Here is a 20648-nt window from a genome sequence, read left to right as displayed (position 1 = left end):
GAAGGGATCGAGCCATGCCACGATCTACCCGTGGGCGATCAGGGTCCCGTCGGTCTCCTTCCCGCACTCACTCTACACTATCCCAAACACACAGGGTCCCCGGCTCGACGGGCTGTGGCACCGCCCAAGCTGCCGTCAATCTCTCGATTTCAACATCAGCCGAAATGCCGGACGGTGAGCCCGCTCACTGCCCGATGCGCACGATCGCCCGGGTGCGCAGATCGACGAGCACGGGCTGGCCGCGAAAATAGAAATAGCCGAAATTCGGCACGCCCTCGACCCGCTGCAGGGAAACCGATTGCGGAACCGAATCGCCGAGGGCGGGCGGGTAGGGCAGGCTCGTATTGTCGACCGGATGGCTCAGCGCATAGCTCATAATGTCGCCTTTATCCTGGGCGACGGCCGGCACCGCCAGCACCGACGAGGCTGCGAGCGTGGCTGCGAGGATAAGGTGTTTCATCGGGCACTCCTGTCGGGCGGACGAAAGAGACGAGGCGTCGCCGCACGTGATATACGGTCTGCCATCGCGAAGGTGAACAGAGCCTGAGCGAGAATGTCGCCTCTCTTTCTTTCCGAACCGTGTCGCAGCTGCCCGCTCCGGGTCTTCGTCCCGCCCTTCGCCTGTCGCGATCGGGGCGACCGGTTCGCAAATCGTGGATAGCGAGGCGCCGCGCCTTTCGAATCCGCCGCGCCTCGATTAACAGGAGAGCCTTTCACCCCGCTCCCGCCGGAACCAGCCGGCACGATGGCGAATGCGCAAAGGCGAGGGCCATGACGACAGCGACCGCGGACGCCGCCCCGACGCCGATGATGGCGCAATATATCGAGATCAAGGCGGCCAATCCCGATTGCCTGCTGTTTTATCGGATGGGCGATTTCTACGAGCTTTTCTTCGAGGATGCGGAAGAGGCTTCGCGCGCGCTCGGCATCGCGCTGACCAAGCGCGGCAAGCATCTGGGCGAAGACATTCCCATGTGCGGCGTGCCGATCCACGCGGCCGAAGACTATCTTCAGAAGCTGATCGCGCTTGGCCATCGCATCGCCGTCTGCGACCAGATGGAGGATCCCGCCGAGGCCAAGAAGCGCGGTTCCAAATCCGTCGTCAAACGGGACGTGGTGCGGCTCGTCACGCCCGGCACGATCACCGAGGACCAGCTTCTGGAGGCTGGCCGCGCCAATTATCTGATGACGCTGACCCGTCTCGGGGCGAAGGGCCGGGAGGGCGAATTCGCCATCGCCTGGACCGATCTTTCGACCGGCGCCTTTCGTCTCGCCGAAACGGGAGCCGACCGGCTGGAGGCCGACATCGCGGCGGTCGAACCCTCAGAGGTGGTCGTTGCCGAGCCGCTCTATCGCGACGAGGCTTTCGCGCAGGTTTTCCGCCGGCTGGGCCGCCGAGCCCGGCCCGAGCCCCAGGCGCTGTTTGACGCCGCGACGGCCCCTGAGCGGATCTGCCGATTTTTCGGCGTGTCGACGCTGGACGGGTTCGGCAGCTTTTCCCGGGTCGAATTGTCGGCCGCCGCGGCGCTGATTGCCTATCTCGGCAAGACCCAGCTCGCCGCACGCCCGGCTTTGCAGCGGCCCGAACGCCGGGTTGCCGGCTCGGCCATGGAGATCGATCCGGCCACGCGCGCCTCGCTGGAATTGACGCGCTCGGCCGGCGGGCGGAGGGCCGGCAGCCTTCTCTCTGTCATCGACCGGACGGTGACGGGCGCCGGCGGGCGCCTTCTGGCTGTCCGTCTGGCGAGCCCTCTGACCGATCCGACCGCGATCCGCGAGCGTCAGGCCTCGCTCGCCCATTTCATCGAGGATTATGCCCTGCGCGCCGAGCTTCGCGCGACGCTCGGCCGGCTGCCCGATATCGAGCGTGCGCTTTCGCGCATCGCGCTCGGGCGAGGGGGGCCGCGCGACCTTCTCGCCATTCGCTCCGGCCTGTTTGCCGCCAGCGAGATCGCCGCGCGTCTCACCGGCGATCTGCCGGCCGAACTCGCGGCCTGCCGTCAGGCGATCTTGGCCCTGCCGGACACCCTATCAGAGCGTTTGGAGATGACCCTTGCCGAGGAAGTGCCGCTCTTGAAGCGCGATGGCGGCTTCGTGCGCCCCGGCGCGCTCGCCGCCCTCGACGAGGCTCGGACCTTGCGGGAAGACGCCCGGCGCTTCATCGCCGAATTGCAAGGGCACTATGCCGAGGAGACCGGCATCAAGTCCTTGAAGATCAAGCACAACAATGTGCTCGGCTATTTCATCGAGATGAACGAGGCGAACGGTAAGGCCTTGATGGCGGGCCCCTTGGCATCGACTTTCATCCATCGCCAGACGCTCGCCTCGGCCATGCGCTTTACGACCGGCGAACTGGCCGATCTCGACGAACGCATCAGCCATGCCGGCGCGGATGCCTTGAAGCTTGAGCTCGAGACCTTCGACCAACTTGCCGCCGAAATCGTCGAGGCGGCGCCGCAGCTTCAGGCCGCCGCCGGCGCACTTGGCGCCATCGACGTTGCCTCCGCCCTTGCCGAACTCGCCGTCTCCGGCGACTGGTCACGACCCGTCGTCGATGACAGCCTCGCCTTTCGCATCGAAGGCGGGCGCCATCCTGTGGTGGAAGCCGCGCTCGCGGCGGCGGACGGCCAGAGCTTCGTCGCCAATGACTGCGATCTTTCGCCGAAGGGCAAGGGACCGGGGGCCATCTGGCTGGTCACGGGTCCGAATATGGGCGGCAAGTCGACCTTTCTGCGCCAGAACGCGATCATCGCGATTCTCGCTCAGATCGGGGCCTATGTGCCGGCGACCGCTGCCCATATCGGCATCGTGGACCGGCTTTTCTCGCGCGTCGGTGCCTCAGACGATCTGGCCGAGGGGCGCTCGACCTTCATGGTCGAGATGGTCGAGACGGCGGCGATCCTCAATCAGTCCGGCGAGCGCGCCCTCGTCATCCTGGATGAGATCGGACGCGGCACGGCAACCTATGACGGTCTGTCGATCGCTTTCGCCTCGGTCGAGCATCTTCACGAGGTCAATCGCTGCCGGGCGCTCTTCGCCACCCATTTCCATGAAATGACGGCGCTGTCGGCCCGTCTCAAGCGCCTTGCCAATGTAACGATGCGGGTCAAGGAATGGCAGGGCGAAGTGATCTTCCTGCATGAGGTCGGCGCGGGCGCGGCTGACCGCTCCTATGGCATCCAGGTGGCGCGGCTGGCGGGATTGCCGAAAGTCGTTGTCGAACGGGCGCGTCAGGTGCTGGCCGAACTCGAACGCTCCGAGCAGGGCGAAAAGCGAGAGACCTTTCTGGACGATCTGCCGCTCTTCTCCGCGGCGGTACGCCGTCAGGCGGAACCGGCGGCGCCGAGCGCAGAAGTCCATCCGCTGGTCGCCGAGGTCGAGGCCCTCGATCCCGACGCCATGACCCCGCGCGAGGCGATGGAAGCACTTTATCGTTTGAAGGCTAAGCTTCGCGACGGGCGCGCATAGCAGGGCTTTCAGCCGATCGCGCTTGGCAACACCCGTCATCGAACTGTCAAAATGTCGCAGAGAAGGATGAAACCTTATCCCCTGTGCGAGGATTGGCCTCCCGAACCGATATCGGATGCCGACTGCGATTGTGCCGCAGTCATTGGGTCCGACCCCGAAAACGAGCGGCGAGAGACCTTGGTTTCTGATCGCCGCCACGCCTCGAGAGGTTACGACATCATGAAGACGACAACAGCCATCATCACCGCCGCCATGTTCAGCGCCTCGATGGTGCCGTTCGCAGCGTCCGCTCAGGAAGAGACGATCATCCCGGGCAACGAGTCTCAGATCGAGCTTCAGAACGCCGATGAGCGCGACAATGTTGCCTCGGAAAACGAAGCCGAGACTCGCGACACATCTGGGACGCGTGACGACACGATTATTCCGGGCGACGAAGCTCTAATTGAAGAGAACGAGGCTGAGGAGCGCGATGCGGTGGCAGCCGGTGAAAACCAGCAGACCCGCGATGCCATGGGCGATGCTTCGACCGAGATGCTCATTCCAGGCAGTGAGACACTGATCGACGAGCAGAACGCTCAGGAGCGCGATCGGGTCGCGAATTAATCATCACGCTCCTTGGGTCTGCGAAGAGATCCGGGTCAGAAGAGCGAGGAACAAGACGATGAGTGTTTTTCGCTGATCGACGAAAGCCGCCCGTTTGCCGGGCGGCTTTCTTAATGGCGCGCCCCTGGTATGGCACGCAAATCTTGTTTCACGCGGATGTGAGACGAACGACGCAACGATAACAAGCGTGAATAGTTTGCTCTCCGACCGGTTTGGAAGGCGGCGTTTTCATCGCAGTTCCACCTGTCCCACCGGATGAACCCAGGCGATCGATCAACTCGATGGCACGAACGGTGCGCTTGCGCCGATCAGGAGGATTTTGCCCAATGAAAACCAAACTCGCCCTCGTCTCCGCCGCGCTTTTGGGCGCCGCCGCGTTCACCTCGACCGGCGCGCTGGCTCAGAGTTCACCGGACGTTCCGGGATCGGAGACCGTGATCGAGCAGAACAACTCGGCCGAACGTGATGCGGTCGCTGCTCAGTCAGGCGTGGCCACGGATGCGCCGACCGCCAATTCCACGAACACGACGATTATTCCCGGCAACGAGGCCGAAATCGAACAGAACGACGCCGCCGAGCGGGATGCCGTCGCTGCCACCCCGGGAACGCCGGGTGCAGGTACGAGCGGAGAAACCGCCGAAAAGCCGCTGGTGCCAGGCTCGGGCGCTGATTTCGTCGAAGGTTCGGCTCCCGATAGCCAGCAGTCCGACGCGCTTCAAGACGGCGCCGAAACCGGCCAGGCCGGACAGTAACGCAAGCGGCTTCTCCTCGCTCTGTCGCTATCAAGAAGATCGGCCGTCTGGAGGGGCTCCGGGCGGCCTTTGTCCTATTGACCGTTCAGCTCGATTCCTCCCGAAAGGCCTGACCGTTTTCGCAATGGAAAAGGGTTTGGTCTATAGGGTGCGCTTTGACGCGCGCCCAAGACCGGCGCCGACCCTGATCGAACGGCATAGAGCGGACACCCAATGAAACAGCGAGCCCTTAACCTCGCAACCGAGGCTGCCGAGGAGAACCGGGGCCAGAAGACCACAAAATCGACGTCCCATTTCGAGGCCGGCGATCTTCTGAAGGGCGTGATCGATCCTTCGCAGATTGCTGCGGAGCTGAAGGCGCTTGCCGCAACGAGCGCATCGGGAGACTGCGCTGATATCCGCCCCCAGGTCCTGTCGCTCTTGAAATCGGCGGTCAGCGATGGGCGCGAGCGTATTCGAGAGATGTTCTTTGCCAATGGCGCTGGCGTCTTATGCGCCAACCGTCTCGCCAAGTTGCAGGACGTGATCATCGAGGCGATCCATGATTTTGCCCTGGCCGAGGTGTTCAAGGCGTCCAATCTCTCCTCGGGCGAGCAGATGGCCATCCTCGCCGTCGGCGGCTATGGGCGCGGGACGCTCGCACCGGGTTCGGATATCGATCTTCTGTTCCTGTTGCCCTACAAGCAGACGGCCCTGGGCGAGCAGGTTGCCGAGTATCTTCTCTATCTTCTCTGGGACATGGGCTTCAAAGTCGGTCACGCCTCGCGTTCGATCGACGAATGCGTGAAGCTCGCCCGCGAGGATTTCACGATCCGCACCTCGATCCTGGAGCGCTGGTTGATCGCTGGATCCAGAAAGCTCTCCGACGAGCTTGACGCCCGCTTCGAGGCCGAAGTCGTCGCAGGCTCCAGCAACGAATTTATCGCCGCCAAACTTGCCGAGCGCGATGCGCGCCACGCCAAGGCTGGCAATACGCGCTATCTGGTCGAACCCAATGTGAAAGAGGGGAAGGGCGGCTTGCGCGACCTTCATACCCTCTTCTGGATCGCGAAATATCATTACCGCGCCGACACGGTGGACGAACTCGTCAAAGCCGGCGTCCTCTCGCGGCGCGAACAGAGGCTTTTCGCCAAGGCCGAAGATTTCCTCTGGGCGGTGCGCTGTCACATGCATTTCGAGGCGGGCAAGGCGGAAGAGCGTCTGTCCTTCGATCTCCAGCCGGTGATCGCCGAACGTCTCGGCTACAACACCCATCCGGGGTTGCGCGGCGTCGAGCGCTTCATGAAGCACTATTTCCTCATCACCAAGGATGTGGGCGATCTGACGCGCATTCTCTGCGCCGCGCTGGAGGAAGAACAGGCCAAGGAGGCTCCCGGCCTTCGCGGTTTCGTTCGCTCCTTGCGCAATCGGGCGAAGTCGATCCCCGGTACGATCGACTTCCATATCGACAATAATCGCATCAACGTCTCCAACAAAGACGTCTTCAAGACCGATCCGGTCAATCTGATCCGCATCTTCCGTCTCGCCGCGATCAACGACCTCGAATACCATCCCGATGCCTTGAAGCTCATCCGCCGGTCCCTGCGTCTCATCGATACGGACCTTTGCGAGAATGCCGAGGCCAACAGCCTCTTTCTCGACGTCCTGACTGATCGCAAGGCGCCCGAAATGCATTTGCGACGGATGAACGAGGCGGGCGTCCTCGGCCGTTTCGTGCCGGAATTCGGCAAGATCGTCGCGATGATGCAGTTCAACATGTATCATCACTATACGGTCGACGAGCATCTCCTGCGCAGCATCGACGAACTCTCGGCGATCGAGCAGGGCGAGCGGGAAACCGTCCTGCCTTTGTCGAGCGAGATCGTCACCACCTTGCGCGACCGGCGCGTTCTCTATGTCGCGCTCTTTCTCCACGACATCGCCAAGGGGCGTCCGGAGGATCATTCGACGGCCGGCGCCCGGATCGCGCGCAGGCTTTGCCCGCGCTTCGGCCTCGACGAACGCGAGACCGAGCTCGTCGCCTGGCTGGTCGAGGATCATCTCATCATGTCGGACACGGCCCAGCGCCGCGACCTGTCGGACCGGAAGACCATTCTCGACTTTTCCGAGCGTGTGCGCACCCTCGAACGGCTGAAGCTCCTGACCGTTCTGACCGTCTGCGACATCCGCGCGGTGGGGCCGGGCGTTTGGAACGGCTGGAAAGGCCAGCTTCTGCGAACGCTTTATCTGGAGACCGAGCCGACCTTGTCGGGCGGCTTCACCCAGACCTCGCGCGAGGAAAGGCTGGTGCGGGCACGTGCTCGGCTTGAAGACCGCCTCGCCGACTGGAGCGAGGCCGAACGCGAAGCCTATATCGACCTTCATTACCCGAACTACCTCCTCACCGTGTCGGTCGAGGAACAGGTGCGCCACGCCGCCTTCATCACCAAAGCGAGGGAAAAGGACGAGCCGCTCTCGACGCAGGTCTCGACCGATCCCTTCCGGCAGGTCACCGAGATCATGGTGCTGGCACCGGACCATCCGCGCCTTCTGTCAATGATCGCGGGCGCCTGCGCCGGCACCGGCGCCAATATTGTCGATGCGCAGATCTTCACCATGGCGGATGGGCGCGCCCTCGACGTCATGCTCGTCTCGCGCGAATTCGAAAATGACGAGGACGAGCTGCGCCGCGCGGACCGGATCTGCGACAATATCCGCAAGCTTCTCACCGGTCGGACCATGACGGCCAATCTCATCGCCCAACGCCGGCCGCCACGCGGCGTTGCGCTTTTCGAGATCAAGCCGCGCATCACGGTCGACAATTCCCTGTCAAACCGTGTCACCGTCATAGAGGTCCAGGGGCTCGATCGCACGGGGCTCTTGTCGGACATCACCGGGGCGCTCTCCGATCTCAATCTCGACATCCGTTCCGCCCATATCGCGACCTATGGCGAGAAGATCGTCGACGCCTTTTACGTCACCGATCTCATCGGTATGAAGATCACGTCAGAAGCGCGCATCGCCCGGATCGAGGCGCGGCTGAAGCGGGTCTTCGACAATCCGGAAGGCGAGGTGTCCTCGCCGGCCGTCCTTCCGTCCGAAAGCGCGTTCGGCATTCCAAGACGATGAGCCTTGTTTCCAAGTTCGCGACCGTCGGCGGCGCGACCCTGATCTCCCGCATCTTCGGCTTCGGCCGCGAGATGTTGATGGCCTCCGCCCTCGGCGTCGGCCCGGTGGCGGACGCCTTCAATCTCGCCTTCCGCTTTCCCAATCTCTTTCGCCGCCTGTTTGCGGAAGGAGCCTTCAACGCCGCCTTCATTCCGCTGTTCGCCAGGGCGCTCGAAGAGGACGGGGAAGAGGGGGCAAAGCGCTTTGCGAGCGAGATCTTCTCGACCCTCTTCAGCGTTCTCGTGGTTCTGACAGCGCTCGCCATGATCTTCATGCCGGCGCTGGTGACGACGATCATCGCTCCGGGTCTCGCGGTCTGCGTCGACGATCCGGCGGCGGGGGGCAACGCCCTCTCCTGCGCCATGCGCTTCGAGATCACCGTCACCTTCTCGCGGATCATGTTTCCCTATCTCGCCTGTATGTCCCTGATGGCGATGGTCTGCGGGATCCTGAATGCCTATCGCCGCTTCTTCGCAGCGGCTGCCGCGCCCACCCTTCTCAACTTCATCCTGATCGGCGTGATTTCCTATGCGCTCTGGATCGAGGCCGACAAAGCGACGATCGGCTTCCTGATGAGCTGGGGCGTCCTTGTCGCCGGCATCGCCCAGCTTGCGATGGTGACGCTCGCTATGCGCTTGGCGGGCTTCTCGGTCGCCTTGAAGCGCCCGCGCTGGACCAAGGGTCTGAAGCGGTTGCTCGTTCTGGCGGGCCCGGCCGCGCTGATCGGCGGCATCACCCAGATCAATCTCTTCGTCGGGCAGGCGATCGCCTCCTTCAAGCCGGGCGCCGTCTCGATCCTGCAATATGCCGATCGGCCCTATCAGCTGCCCCTCGGCATGGTGGGCGTTGCGATCGGTGTCGTGCTTTTGCCGGAATTGGCTCGCTCCTTGAAAGCGGGCCGCTTGGCGGAAGCCCAGCACACCCAGAATCGGAGCCTTGAATTCGCGCTCTTCCTGACCGTGCCGGCGGCCGTCGCGCTCTTCATCATTCCCGAGCCGATCATCCGCGTGATTTACGAACGCGGCGCCTTCGACCCCTCCGCGACGCCGGCCGTCGCCGCCGTTCTCGGCATCTATGCGCTGGGTCTCCCGGCTTTCGTGATGATGAAGGTCTTCTCGCCGGGCTACTTCGCCCGCGAGGACACCAAGAGCCCGATGATCGTGACGCTCGTCTCGGCCGGCATCAATATCGTCCTGTCGCTCGTCCTGTTTCCGATCCTTGCCGAACAAGGCATCGCCTGGGCGACGACCCTGTCGGGTTGGCTGAATGCCGTGTTGCTCTTTCTTGGCCTGTGGCGAAAAGGCCTGTGGGAGATCGACGGCAAACTCGTGAAACGCTCGCTGCTCGTCCTCGTCTCGGCCCTTCTGATGGGTGGCGCATTGATCGCCATGATGTGGGAACTGAACGCCTGGCTCCAGCCCGGCGATGCCGTCACCACCCAGATCGCCGCCATCGCGATCCTCGTGGCAGTCGCCATGGCGATCTATTTCGCTCTGACGCTTCTGACCGGCGCCGCCGATCGGACGATGGTGATGCGCCTGGTCAAGCGCAAGCGCGGATGAGGGACGGGGAGGCCAGACGGATCCAACTCGCCCGCTCGATCGAAGCCGGGCCCCTTCGGCGCGGCGTTTGGCGAGCGCATGGACGGTTTCGAGCAGGCAAATCGGGCAAATTGATACTGCGACGTTAGCAGTTTGGTAGCCCTAGCTGACGAATGTCTCTTCTCTCATCGCGGGTCTTGACCAAGTTTTCAGGGCCGTAAGCTGAGATCGTTCCGGAAACGGAGGAACGATGATGCCAATGGGGCAGCCGCGATGGCGGCTCAAGCTCATCCTGTCTTTGCCGGTGGTGCTGGTTCTCGGCGCCGCCGCAGTTTTGGCTTTTTTCGTCGCTCATTGGTCCGCCATCCAGTCTGACGCCTATTCGCGGGCTCAGGAGGTGCATTTTGTCCGAGCACAGTTTGAAAGACGCATCGCGTCGGTCACTGACAATCAGCAGACAGTGACCATCTGGACCGAGGCTCAAAGGATGATCGCGGGCCCCCGAGATCCAGAATGGTTCGATAGAAATCTTGGGGTCTGGCTTTACCAAACTTATGAATTCGAACGGGTCTTTCTCCTCGATGCTGCGGATAAGCCAATTTATGTCATGGTCGGCGGCCGCAGTGTCGACCCGGCGATTTACGCCCAGAGCCAGGCAATCGTCGCTCCTTTGATTGCTGAACTACGCCGGTTGAGACGCGGCCCGCTCCATCCTGGCCCTACCTTGCGATATTTGCGTCGTCTCGTCTCGATCGATGGGCGTCCCGCCATCATCTCGATCTCGCCCATTCTAGACTCGCAGGGAAATACGTCCGGTCAAGCCGGAGACGAACCCGTCCATATCGCGATCCGGAGCATCGACGATCACTTTCTGGCCGAAATGGGGCGCGACTTTTTTCTCAGCACGCCGCGTTTCTCTCGCATGAACGCCGTCTCCGAAGGGGAGGCCGTCTTCCCGATCGATCGGAGCAATCCGGGTCTCGGCTATATCATCTGGCGTGTTCAGCGTCCGGGCGCCGAGACCTTGAAGGGGCTCTGGCCGACACTTGCCGTCTCTGGCGTTCTGATTACCTTGCTCGGCCTTTATGTCATCATGCTGATTTGCCGGGCCGCCGATCGCGTGATCGATACCCGCGAACGGCTTGATCAACTGGCGCGCCACGACGCCTTGACCGGGCTTGCCAACCGCTTCGCCTTCGAAGCGGCCCTCGCGGCCCGGTGTGCGGAAGCAGGCCCCGGCACGCCGCGATTCGCTCTCCTTTATCTCGATCTCGATCGCTTCAAGGAGGTCAACGACCTCTTTGGCCATCCGACGGGCGACGAACTGTTGTGCGCCGTCGCTAGGCGGATCGAACGCGAGGTCGGCACATCGGATGTCGTCGCAAGGCTCGGGGGCGACGAATTCGGCATCCTCGTACCCAAGGTCGGCAGCAAGGTTCATCTGGACTCCCTTTGCCGGCGCATCGTCGCCGCCTTGGCGACGCCCTTCGACATCTCCAATCAGCGCGTCGATGTGGGCGTCTCCATCGGGCTCGCGCTCTCCGAGGGAACGGTCGAGCGTGCGGAATCCATCGTGCGCCGGGCTGACAAGGCGCTCTATCGTCAGAAAAGGGCCGGGCGGAACGGCTATTCCTGGGAAGCGGGAGAGACGGGCGACGATGTGCCGGCGGAGCCCTCCATAGCCGCATCGGACACGATTAGGGCGCTCGTCGCCTGAGCCGATCCTCTTTCGTCCGTGACGTGCCGTGATCGGCCACCTTGATCGAAGGGGCGGGGTCCGCCATAAGCGCGGCGACTTGAAGAGGCTTCATAAGCCCATTCGGAGCGCGTCAGCCCCATGAGCGATTTCACCCCCCGCGTCCTGTCGGGAATCCAGCCGACCGGCCATCTCCATCTCGGCAACTATCTCGGCGCGATCCGAAAGTTCCTGCCGCTACAGGACAGCTATCCCTGTCTCTTCTGCGTCGTCGATCTTCATGCGATCACCGCTCAGCTGGTGCATGACGATCTCGCCGCCCAGACGCGCTCGATCGCGGCCGCCTATCTCGCCGCCGGCATCGATCCCGAGCGCTCGATCATCTTCAATCAGAGCCGGGTATCCGGCCATGCGGAACTCGCCTGGATATTCAACTGCGTCGCCCGCATCGGTTGGATGAACCGGATGACGCAGTTCAAGGATAAGGCCGGCAAGGATCGCGAGAACGCCTCGCTCGGGCTTCTGGCCTATCCGAGCCTGATGGCGGCCGACATCCTGGTCTATCGCGCGACCCATGTGCCGGTGGGCGAGGATCAGAAGCAGCATCTGGAGCTGACCCGCGACATCGCCATCAAATTCAACAACGATCTGTCCGTGCGCATCGAGGCGCTGGGTCTGGGCAAGCCGATCGCCATGGGCGAGGAGACCGTCCACGGCTATTTCCCGATCACCGAGCCGATCATCGAGGGACCGGCGACCCGGGTGATGAGCCTGAAGGACGGGACGAAGAAGATGTCGAAGTCCGACGCCTCGGACTTGTCCCGCATCAATCTGACCGATGATTCGGAGGGGATCGCCCGCAAGATCAAGAAGGCCAAGACCGATCCCGATTCGCTGCCCTCCGAGGAAGCGGGGCTTCAGGGCCGGCCCGAGGCGGACAATCTCGTGGGCATCTATGCGGCACTGGCCGGCACCTCGAAGGCGGCGGTCCTGTCCGATTTCGGCGGCAAGCAGTTTTCGGAATTCAAGCCGGCCCTCGTCGATCTCGCCGTCTCGGCGCTCGGACCGGTGACCGCCGAAATGCGCCGCCTGATGGACGATCCCGGCCATATCGACGCGGTGCTCAAAGCCGGTGGCGAGAAGGCGAATGCGATTGCCGAAGAGACCATGCGCGACGTGAAGTCGATCCTCGGCATGCTGCAGGACTGAAGCGGGAGGGGACGAGCGAGGCGGCGTCGATCCGCCCGCTTCGACGCCACAGGCTTGCCCTTTTCTTGCCCAACTGCCATCTAGCGGCTCATGGTTTCGAAACGACTAGGCCAGTCCGCGGGGGGTAAACGCAAGTTCCTCGCCGTCATCGACGAGACGCCCGAATGCGTGCGGGCCGCGACCTATGCGGCATGGCGCGCCAAGACATCGGGCGGCGCGGCGGTGCTCCTCTACATCATCCAGCCGGGCGACTTTCAGCATTGGCTGGGGGTGGAGAAGATCATGCGCGCGGAGGCTTCCGAGGAGGCTGATACGCGCCTTGCCCGTGTTGCCGAATCCTTGCGCGAAGAGGTGGGCATCGAGCCCGAGACGGTGGTTCGCGAAGGCGATATCGTCGAGGAGATCAATGCCGTGATCGAGGCCGATCGTGAGATTGCGATCCTGGTGCTCGCCGCTGGCGACGGGAAGGAGGGGCCGGGCCCCCTGGTCTCGGCCGCCGCCGGCAAGGGTGCTACCTTCCCGATCCCGGTGACGATCGTCCCGCACGCCTTGAGCGACGACGAGATTCAGTCGCTGAGCTGATCAAATCCCGACTACGCGCCCACCTTGCGCGACAAGGGCGCAAGGCATAAGTTTAGAACAATTCCAGACAGGCGGCCGCCAGCCTGAAATATGGCAAATCTGCCGGGGCGAGGCCGGGCCACGAAGGACAGACCAATGTTCATCCAGACCGAAGTCACGCCGAACCCGTCGACGCTGAAATTCCTGCCAGGTCGCGTCGTTCTCGAAAGCGGGACAGCCGAATTCACCAGCCCAGAAGAGGCGAGCGAACGCTCTCCGCTCGCCGCGAAGCTCTTCGAGGTTCCGGGCGTCGTCGGCGTCTTCTTCGGCTTCGATTTCGTGACCGTCACGAAGGACGGCGGCGATTGGGCCCATCTGAAGCCTGCGATCCTTGCCGGCCTCATGGAGCACTTCGTCGCGAACCGTCCGGTCATGGCCGAGAATATGTCGGAGGCGAGCGCCTCGGGCGAAGAGTTCTTTGACGAAGGCGACGAGGAGACCGTCGCCACGATCAAGGAGCTGATCGAGACCCGCGTCCGCCCGGCCGTCGCTCAAGACGGCGGTGACATCACCTTCCGCGGCTATCGCGACGGCACGGTCTATCTGAATATGCGCGGCGCCTGTTCAGGTTGCCCGTCTTCGACAGCGACCCTGAAGCACGGCATCCAGAATCTCCTGCGCCACTTCGTGCCTGAGGTCGAGGCGGTCGAGGCGGCCTGACGCTGCCGGGCTGATGACGCGAACCGACGCAATGCGAGCTCCGGCCTCCGGTCTTCTCTTGGTGATCGACACGGCTTTCGATGCCTGTTCGGTCGCAGTGTTCGACCCGCTGCAGGGCGCGATGGTCGCTTGCGCCTCGGAAGAACTCGGCAAGGGTCATGCGGAGCGTCTGCCGGGCATGGTGGATGCCGTTTTGGCGGATGCGGGCGTCGCTTTCGGAGCGATCAGCAAGGTTGGCGTGACCATCGGGCCGGGCTCCTTCACCGGCATTCGGGTTGGGGTCTCGGCCGCAAGGGCCTATGGGCTGGCGCTGGGTGTCCCGGCGGTGGGCGTCGTCACGCTCCATGCCATGGCCGAGGCGTGGCGCCGCGATCGGCCGATACTCGCCGTTCATGACGCCAAGCGTGGTGAAGTCTATGCCATGCTTCTGTCCGCCGATGGCGCGGCGATGGTGTCGCCGATCGCCCTTTCCCCCGACAAGCTCCCGGAGTGGACCGCTGAGGCGGGCGGCCCGCTCGATCTTGTCGGCTCCGGCGCGGCTCTCGCCTTGGCGGCACTCGGCGCCGATCGGCGGGGCGCGGGAGCCTCCACCATCCTGTCGGATCGATCCGAGATCGACATGAGGACGCTTGCGCGCCTTTCGATGGCGGCGAGTGCCGATCAGCCGCCGAAGCCGCTCTATCTGCGCTCGGCCGACGCCAAACCGCCGACCCGCCGCATCAGCCTGTTCGAAACCGCTTTCTGAAAGTGCGCCTCGCTGCGTTGTCTGGCCACCGCCAGAGGCGTTAGCGCTCGGGCAAGGCTTGATGAATTAATCTGCTCCGATGGTTATCTGACCCGAAGGCAATCGATGCGATGAGCGAACCTCACCTCGAAGCGCCTTTCGGTCCCGGCATTCATGGGGCGATTGGCGAGGTGCATATCCGTGCCGACCGATCGTTCCATGCGCTGAACTCGAATGGCCGAGCTCTTCCGGTAAGAGCTTCGATAAGCTTGGGAGGCAAGCGATGTATTGGTTATGGCCCTGGATCTGGACGGCATCCTTCCTCTCGCAGTTTCGCGAGGGCGATGACATCGTCACGACGCCGCTGATCGGCGAAGATCTCGATGACGCGGCCGAGTTGCATTCCGAAGCTTTCGCGCAGCCCTGGTCCGGGGACGAACTTGGCTCGCTCCTGTTCCAACCGGGAAGCTTCGGCTTTGTCGCCCGGCGCGTCGGCGCGCCGCATCTGCCGCCGGCCGGCTTCGTGCTCGGACGGTTCATCGAAGGCGAAGCGGAGATTCTCACCATTGCCGTGTCCAAGGCGGCCCGGCGACGCGGTGTCGGCCGGCTGCTGATGGACACGGTGCTTGCGCATCTCTATGCGGAGCGGGCAAGCGCATTGTTCCTGGAGGTCGATGAGGTGAACGAAGCCGCACTCGCTCTCTATCACCGTCTTCGCTTCGAGGAGGTCGGTCGCCGCCCCGCCTATTACAAGCACGAGGACGGTCGGCGCACGAGCGCACTGACGCTGAAGAGACAGTTCGACCGACGGCCCCTATGACGCATTGGTTCGACATCGGCGGAAGACGGCTGCCTGCCGGCGAGCGGGCATGATCGCCAATCTGCGGCTTGCTGTCGTCGCGCTGGTCCTTCTTCTGACGACGCTCGCTCTCCTTCCCGTTCAGCTCGCCGCGATTGCTTGTCGTTGGCGGCTCGCCGCCTTTCTGCCCTTTCTTTGGCAGCGCGTGGCGCGCTCTGTCGCCGGTATCCGCGTCCATGTGGTGGGAACGCCGGTTCGCGAGCGCCCGCTCTTTCTATTGTCGAATCACCAATCCTGGTCCGACATCACCGTTCTCGGCTCGGTGCTGCCGCTCTCCTTCATCGCCAAATCCGAGGTGAAATCCTGGCCGATCTTCGGATGGCTCGCGATCCTGCAACGCACCGTCTTTGTCGAGCGCGCCGCGCGCGGTGCAACGGGGCGCCAGACCGACGCCATCGCGAGCCGCCTCAATGCCGGAGATGTGATGGTGCTTTTCGCCGAAGGCACGACCAGCGACGGCAACGAGGTTTTGCCTTTCAAGACGGCGCTGGTGGGTGCCGCCCAAGCCGCGCTGAAGGACAGCGACGAGGAGGCCGTGCTCGTTCAGCCGGTGGCCATCGCCTACACCCATGCCAATGGCGTTCCGCTCGGCCGGGCCGGGCGTCCCTTATGCGCCTGGCCCGGCGATGTCACACTCGGGCCCCATCTCAAGCGCTTCCTGAAGGAGGGCGCGATCGACGTGACCGTCGCCTTTGGCGAGCCGATCCGCGTCAGCGCCACGTCCAATCGTAAGATCGTCGCGCGCGACTGCGAGGTCGCTGTTCGGCGCATGTTGGCGGCGAGCCTTGCCGGCAACAGACAAGCCCCGATTGCGTGAGCGTGCCGGCCGATCTCAGCCGGGCGCTTGCGCTGCGGCGCGATGAGGTCGATATACGAGGTTGAAGCGAATGGCGAAGACGTGCGAGGCGTCTTTGCGAGGGGCGGCGCATTCAAGGCGCGCCCGACATGGACGGCAGGTCGATCGAAAGGGCAGATGACCGACTTCAATCCGAACGAGACCGTGAAGGCGGCCGGTGGCGGCGCGGCGATGCGGAAGGTCTTCGTGAAGACCTATGGCTGTCAGATGAACGTCTATGACAGCCAGAGAATGAGTGACGCCCTGTCCGGGGAAGGCTTCGTGCCGACCGAGACGATCGAGGACGCTGATCTCGTGCTCCTCAACACCTGTCATATCCGCGAGAAGGCCGCCGAGAAGATCTATTCCGAGCTTGGGCGGATTCGGGACATGAAGGCGGAACGCGCCGAGCGTGGCCTTGGCACCCAGGTTGCGGTCGCCGGCTGTGTCGCCCAGGCCGAAGGCCAGGAGATCATCGACCGTGCCTCGGTCGTCGATCTCGTCATCGGCCCTCAGACCTATCATCGACTTCCGCACGCCCTGAAGCGGGTCGAGGCGGGCGAGAAGGTCGTCGAGATCGATTACGCGGTCGAGGACAAGTTCGAGGCTTTGCCGAACGCGCCGAAAAAGGCGATCGCCAATCGCGGCGTCACCGCCTTTCTCACCGTCCAGGAAGGCTGCGACAAATTCTGCACCTTCTGCGTCGTGCCCTATACGCGCGGCGCCGAGGTTTCACGGTCCTTCCTGCAAATTCTGGGTGAGGCCAAGCGTCTGGTCGATGCGGGTGTGCGCGAGATCACGCTTCTCGGCCAGAACGTCAATGCCTGGGATGGCGAAGATGAGGCCGGCCAGCCGATCGGTCTTGGCGGGCTCCTCCACCGGCTTGCGGCGATCGCGGGGCTGAAGCGACTGCGCTACACGACCTCCCATCCGCGCGACATGGATGACGAACTGATCGCCGCCCATCGCGATCTGCCTCAGCTGATGCCCTATCTGCATCTACCCGTGCAGTCCGGGTCCGATTCGATCTTGAAGGCGATGAACCGGCGCCATACGGGCGAGCAATATCTGCGGCTTCTCGACCGCATCCGCGCGGCCCGGCCGGACATCGCGCTTTCGGGCGACTTCATCGTCGGCTTCCCGGGCGAGAGCGACGCCGATTTCGAGGACACGATGCGCATGGTCGAGACCGTCGGCTATGCCTCGGCCTTCTCCTTCAAATATTCTCCTCGTCCCGGCACGCCTGGCGCCGAGATGGACGGCCATGTGAGCGAGGCTGTCAAGGACGAGCGGCTTCAGCGGCTCCAGGCCTTGCTGCGCCGCCAGCAGGTCAGCTTTGCCGAAGGTCTCGTCGGCGAGCTGCTCGACGTCCTGATCGAAAAGCCGGGCCGCCATGCCGGCCAGCTCGTTGGGCGCTCGCCCTATCTCCAGCCGGTGGTGCTGCCCGAGACGGCCGGCGCGATCGGCGACGTCATTCCGGCGACGATCCATTCGGCCGTCGCCAATTCCCTCGTAGCGGTGGGTGCATTGATGCCTGACCTCAATGCCGCTCCCCGTCCGTCACCCGTGGCAAGGACACTCGCTTGAGCACAACGCGCAACCAGAAGGCGCCGAAAGGCGCTTCCGACATGGCGCATATCGTCCTCACTTTCGACGACAACCGATTGGCTGGCGCGCTTTTCGGCCAATATGACGAGCATCTGGCGATTCTCGAGCAGAAGCTCAAGCTTGATGCGGCCGCGCGCGGCAATCAGGTGGAGATTCGCGGCGATCCAGTGGCGGCCGAACAGGCCCGCCGGGCTCTCGACAGCCTCTATGACCGGCTGCAATCGGGTTTCGAGGTCGACCGCAAGGATGTCGAAGGCGCCATCCGCATGGCGATCGCCCAGGACGATCAGCTCGATCTGCCGACCATGGAGAAGAAGGGGCGCATGTCGCTTGCCCAGATCTCGACCCGGCGGCGGACCATTCATGCCCGCACACCGACCCAAGACGCCTATATTCGTGCCTTGGAGCGGGCCGAACTCGTCTTCGGCGTCGGCCCGGCGGGTACGGGCAAGACCTATCTTGCGGTGGCCTACGCCGCTCAGCTTCTGGAGCGCGGCACGGTCGACCGGATCGTCCTGTCGCGTCCGGCCGTCGAAGCTGGCGAGCGGCTCGGCTTCCTGCCGGGCGACATGAAGGAAAAGGTCGATCCTTATCTGCGCCCGCTTTATGACGCGCTCTACGACATGATCCCGGCCGAGAAGGTCGAACGCGCATTGGCCGCCGGAGCGATCGAGATCGCGCCGCTCGCCTTCATGCGTGGACGCACCCTCGCCAATGCCGCCGTCATTTTGGACGAGGCCCAGAACACCACATCCATGCAGATGAAGATGTTCCTGACGCGTCTCGGCGAGAATGCGCGCATGGTGGTGACGGGCGATCCGTCCCAGGTCGATCTTCCGCCGGGTCAGGTCTCCGGGCTCGTGGAAGCCCTGCGCGTGTTGAAGGACGTGCAGAATGTCGTGACGGTCCGCTTCCAGGCGGCCGACGTCGTGCGCCACCCTCTGGTCCAGGCGATCGTCGAGGCCTATGAGGGCGATGCAACTCGTCGGCGTCCGGGCGGCTCGGCGCCCGCTTCGGACTGATCGATATGAGCGAAGCCCGACAATGGACGAGCCCTGCCAATCCTGAAGGAGCAGGGCTGACGATCGTTCTCTCGGTGGAAGACGAGGCGTGGGACGCGGCTGAGCTCGGCGATCTCGAGGTTTTCGTGACCGAGACGCTTCAGGCGGCCGCCCTCCATGCTGGCTTCGAAGATGGCTTGTCGACCGAGGTCTCGGTGACGCTCACATCGGATGAGGACGTGCGCGAGATCAATCGCGAATGGCGCGACAAGGACCGGCCGACCAATGTGCTGTCCTTTCCGATGATGGATCTCGAACCGGGCGACCATCCCGGTCCCCTGCTTGGCGATCTCGTACTCGCCTTCGAGACCTGCGCGCGAGAAGCAGACGGCGAGGGGAAAACTTTCGCCGATCATTTCCGCCATCTTCTCGTCCACGGCTTCCTGCATTGTCTGGGACATGACCATGTCGAGGACGAGGATGCCGAGGCTATGGAGGCATTGGAGGTGCGGATTCTGTCGGCCTTTTCCATTGCCGATCCCTACCGGGAGGATGGTTCTCCCGAAAGCGAAGAGACCCCTGGCCTTGGGCGCCGGGACGATGTGTCAGACACGGTTGAGAGATGAATAGGATAGCGATAGAGCAGGTCGGTAATGGCGAGGGCGATGGAAGCGCCTCGGTCCCGACCCGCGAGACCCAGGCCGAGAGCGGTCCGAACGAGGACCGAAGTAGGCCGCAAGGCGAGGCGCGGGATCGTCCCGGCCTTGTAAGCGGCCTTCTCCAGCGGTTCCGCCCGCGCATGCCGCGCCTGATGCGGCAGGATCTCACCCAGGCGCTGCTGCAGCCTGAGACCGGCGACGAGGCGGATGAAGACGCTTTCTCGCCCGAAGAGCGGGCGATGCTCAACAACATCCTGCGCCTTCGCGAGGTGAGGGTGGAGGACATCATGGTCCCGCGCGCCGACATCAAGGCGGTGGAGATCACCACGACGCTCGGCGATCTGATGAAGCAGTTCGAGGCGAGCGGCCATTCGCGCATGCCTGTCTATGGCGAGAGCCTGGACGACCCGCGCGGCATGATTCACATTCGCGACGTCGTCGGCCACATCACGCGCGTGGCGCGGCCTGCCCGACCCAACGGCAATGGCGCGCCCGAGCGCAAGCCGCGCGCCGGCCTCGATCTTCGCCAGATCAATCTCGCCCGCAAGGTCGAGAGCCTCGGCATCATTCGCAAGGTTCTCTTCGTCCCGCCGTCCATGCAAGCCGCCGATCTGATGGCCCGCATGCAGGCGACGCGCACCCAGATGGCGCTCGTCATCGACGAATATGGCGGCACGGACGGTCTCGTTTCGCTCGAAGACGTCATCGAAATGGTCGTCGGCAATATCGAGGACGAGCATGACGACGAGGCGGCGATGATCACCGAGACCGGCGACGGCATCTATTATGCCGATGCAAGGGCCGGGCTCGACGAGGTGAAGGCTCTGGTCGGGGACGATTTCGACGTCTCCGAATTCGAGGAAGAGGCCGATACGATCGGCGGGCTCCTCTTTTCCGAGCTTGGCCGGGTTCCAACCCGCGGCGAGGTCGTCCAGGCGCTTCCCGGTTTCGAGTTCCAGGTGCTCGAAGCCGATCCGCGCCGGGTCAAGCGGGTGCGGATCGTGCGCCTGCGCACGGGTGACCGGCGTCGGCGCATCGTCGAGGGACTGGCGACAGCTCCTTAGTCCGACTGCGTCATTTCATGAATGATCGCGGTGTCTGCAGGGTTTAAAGATCGGGGCGATCCCCCCCGACGCTTCGTCATCCTCGCTCTCATAAGAGAGCGGGGACCCTGTGTGTTTGGGATAGTGTAGAGTGAGTGCGGGAAGGAGACCGACGGGACCCTGATCGCCCACGGGTAGATCGTGGCATGGCTCGATCCCTTC

The 20648-nt window shown here is 63.6% G+C and carries 17 protein-coding genes; 16 read left to right on the top strand and 1 reads right to left on the bottom strand.

The features are described 5' to 3' along the window. Window positions 1-184 precede the first annotated feature (184 nt). Complete coding sequence (locus B9A15_RS21980; protein ID WP_084413092.1) at window positions 185-460, bottom strand: hypothetical protein; 276 nt, start codon at window positions 458-460, stop codon at window positions 185-187. 311 nt (window positions 461-771) lie between these two features. On the opposite strand from B9A15_RS21980, the gene mutS reads away from it, so the two are divergent. The 16 genes from mutS to B9A15_RS21900 all read left to right on the top strand — a co-directional run bounded on the left by mutS (window position 772) and on the right by B9A15_RS21900 (window position 20447). Further along, window positions 772-3468, top strand: a complete 2697-nt coding sequence (mutS, locus tag B9A15_RS21975; protein WP_244557080.1) for a DNA mismatch repair protein MutS — start codon at window positions 772-774, stop codon at window positions 3466-3468. A gap of 219 nt (window positions 3469-3687) precedes the next feature. Further along, window positions 3688-4071 (top strand): hypothetical protein, encoded by a 384-nt coding sequence (locus B9A15_RS21970; protein ID WP_084413091.1) that lies wholly within the window; start codon window positions 3688-3690, stop codon window positions 4069-4071. A 326-nt stretch (window positions 4072-4397) separates the two neighbouring features. Then, entirely contained in the window at window positions 4398-4823 is a 426-nt protein-coding gene (locus B9A15_RS21965) for a hypothetical protein (protein ID WP_084413090.1), read from the top strand. 213 nt (window positions 4824-5036) lie between these two features. Then, window positions 5037-7931, top strand: coding sequence for a [protein-PII] uridylyltransferase (locus tag B9A15_RS21960; protein ID WP_084413089.1), 2895 nt, complete (start codon window positions 5037-5039; stop codon window positions 7929-7931). Continuing rightward, entirely contained in the window at window positions 7928-9532 is a 1605-nt protein-coding gene (gene murJ, locus B9A15_RS21955) for a murein biosynthesis integral membrane protein MurJ (protein WP_084413088.1), read from the top strand. Before B9A15_RS21960 ends, murJ begins: the two co-directional genes overlap by 4 nt. A gap of 229 nt (window positions 9533-9761) precedes the next feature. Further along, window positions 9762-11228, top strand: coding sequence for a diguanylate cyclase domain-containing protein (locus tag B9A15_RS21950; protein WP_084413087.1), 1467 nt, complete (start codon window positions 9762-9764; stop codon window positions 11226-11228). Window positions 11229-11348: 120 nt separating this feature from the next. After that, window positions 11349-12416 carry a tryptophan--tRNA ligase gene (trpS, locus tag B9A15_RS21945; RefSeq protein WP_084413086.1) on the top strand — a complete coding sequence of 356 codons (1068 nt, stop codon included), beginning with the start codon at window positions 11349-11351 and terminating at the stop codon, window positions 12414-12416. A gap of 90 nt (window positions 12417-12506) precedes the next feature. Further along, complete coding sequence (locus B9A15_RS21940) at window positions 12507-12998, top strand: universal stress protein (RefSeq protein ID WP_084413085.1); 492 nt, start codon at window positions 12507-12509, stop codon at window positions 12996-12998. 135 nt (window positions 12999-13133) lie between these two features. Beyond that, a complete protein-coding gene (locus B9A15_RS21935) occupies window positions 13134-13697 on the top strand; it encodes a NifU family protein (RefSeq protein ID WP_084413084.1) in 564 nt (187 codons plus the stop codon). Window positions 13698-13710: 13 nt separating this feature from the next. Then, entirely contained in the window at window positions 13711-14442 is a 732-nt protein-coding gene (tsaB, locus tag B9A15_RS21930) for a tRNA (adenosine(37)-N6)-threonylcarbamoyltransferase complex dimerization subunit type 1 TsaB (protein ID WP_244557079.1), read from the top strand. Window positions 14443-14704: 262 nt separating this feature from the next. After that, window positions 14705-15241: a GNAT family N-acetyltransferase gene (locus B9A15_RS21925; RefSeq protein ID WP_084413082.1), complete on the top strand. Its 537-nt coding sequence runs from the start codon at window positions 14705-14707 to the stop codon at window positions 15239-15241. Between the two features lie 49 nt (window positions 15242-15290). Beyond that, complete coding sequence (gene olsA / locus B9A15_RS21920; protein ID WP_084413081.1) at window positions 15291-16097, top strand: lyso-ornithine lipid O-acyltransferase; 807 nt, start codon at window positions 15291-15293, stop codon at window positions 16095-16097. Window positions 16098-16253: 156 nt separating this feature from the next. Then, the gene (miaB, locus tag B9A15_RS21915) at window positions 16254-17702 is read left to right on the top strand and encodes a tRNA (N6-isopentenyl adenosine(37)-C2)-methylthiotransferase MiaB (protein ID WP_084413080.1); all 1449 of its coding nucleotides are present in this window, start codon (window positions 16254-16256) and stop codon (window positions 17700-17702) included. Between the two features lie 41 nt (window positions 17703-17743). Beyond that, window positions 17744-18745 (top strand): PhoH family protein, encoded by a 1002-nt coding sequence (locus tag B9A15_RS21910; RefSeq protein WP_084413093.1) that lies wholly within the window; start codon window positions 17744-17746, stop codon window positions 18743-18745. Between the two features lie 5 nt (window positions 18746-18750). Next, complete coding sequence (gene ybeY / locus B9A15_RS21905; protein WP_084413079.1) at window positions 18751-19350, top strand: rRNA maturation RNase YbeY; 600 nt, start codon at window positions 18751-18753, stop codon at window positions 19348-19350. Further along, window positions 19347-20447 (top strand): hemolysin family protein, encoded by a 1101-nt coding sequence (locus tag B9A15_RS21900; RefSeq protein WP_084413078.1) that lies wholly within the window; start codon window positions 19347-19349, stop codon window positions 20445-20447. Before ybeY ends, B9A15_RS21900 begins: the two co-directional genes overlap by 4 nt. Window positions 20448-20648 lie beyond the last annotated feature (201 nt).

Source organism: Fulvimarina manganoxydans (genome assembly GCF_900176465.1).
Classification (GTDB): domain Bacteria; phylum Pseudomonadota; class Alphaproteobacteria; order Rhizobiales; family Rhizobiaceae; genus Fulvimarina; species Fulvimarina manganoxydans.
Note: the sequence above shows the minus strand (reverse complement) of the source record. Positions and strands in the feature narration are given on the sequence as shown.

Excerpts from the sequence above, each read along its gene's own strand:
- B9A15_RS21980 (WP_084413092.1), bottom strand. The coding sequence starts at position 460 with ATGAAACACCTTATCCTCGCAGCCACGCTCGCAGCCTCGTCGGTGCTG.
- mutS (WP_244557080.1), top strand. The coding sequence starts at position 772 with ATGACGACAGCGACCGCGGACGCCGCCCCGACGCCGATGATGGCGCAA.
- B9A15_RS21970 (WP_084413091.1), top strand. The coding sequence starts at position 3,688 with ATGAAGACGACAACAGCCATCATCACCGCCGCCATGTTCAGCGCCTCG.
- B9A15_RS21965 (WP_084413090.1), top strand. The coding sequence starts at position 4,398 with ATGAAAACCAAACTCGCCCTCGTCTCCGCCGCGCTTTTGGGCGCCGCC.
- B9A15_RS21960 (WP_084413089.1), top strand. The coding sequence starts at position 5,037 with ATGAAACAGCGAGCCCTTAACCTCGCAACCGAGGCTGCCGAGGAGAAC.
- murJ (WP_084413088.1), top strand. The coding sequence starts at position 7,928 with ATGAGCCTTGTTTCCAAGTTCGCGACCGTCGGCGGCGCGACCCTGATC.
- B9A15_RS21950 (WP_084413087.1), top strand. The coding sequence starts at position 9,762 with ATGATGCCAATGGGGCAGCCGCGATGGCGGCTCAAGCTCATCCTGTCT.
- trpS (WP_084413086.1), top strand. The coding sequence starts at position 11,349 with ATGAGCGATTTCACCCCCCGCGTCCTGTCGGGAATCCAGCCGACCGGC.
- B9A15_RS21940 (WP_084413085.1), top strand. The coding sequence starts at position 12,507 with ATGGTTTCGAAACGACTAGGCCAGTCCGCGGGGGGTAAACGCAAGTTC.
- B9A15_RS21935 (WP_084413084.1), top strand. The coding sequence starts at position 13,134 with ATGTTCATCCAGACCGAAGTCACGCCGAACCCGTCGACGCTGAAATTC.
- tsaB (WP_244557079.1), top strand. The coding sequence starts at position 13,711 with ATGACGCGAACCGACGCAATGCGAGCTCCGGCCTCCGGTCTTCTCTTG.
- B9A15_RS21925 (WP_084413082.1), top strand. The coding sequence starts at position 14,705 with ATGTATTGGTTATGGCCCTGGATCTGGACGGCATCCTTCCTCTCGCAG.
- olsA (WP_084413081.1), top strand. The coding sequence starts at position 15,291 with ATGATCGCCAATCTGCGGCTTGCTGTCGTCGCGCTGGTCCTTCTTCTG.
- miaB (WP_084413080.1), top strand. The coding sequence starts at position 16,254 with ATGACCGACTTCAATCCGAACGAGACCGTGAAGGCGGCCGGTGGCGGC.
- B9A15_RS21910 (WP_084413093.1), top strand. The coding sequence starts at position 17,744 with ATGGCGCATATCGTCCTCACTTTCGACGACAACCGATTGGCTGGCGCG.
- ybeY (WP_084413079.1), top strand. The coding sequence starts at position 18,751 with ATGAGCGAAGCCCGACAATGGACGAGCCCTGCCAATCCTGAAGGAGCA.
- B9A15_RS21900 (WP_084413078.1), top strand. The coding sequence starts at position 19,347 with ATGAATAGGATAGCGATAGAGCAGGTCGGTAATGGCGAGGGCGATGGA.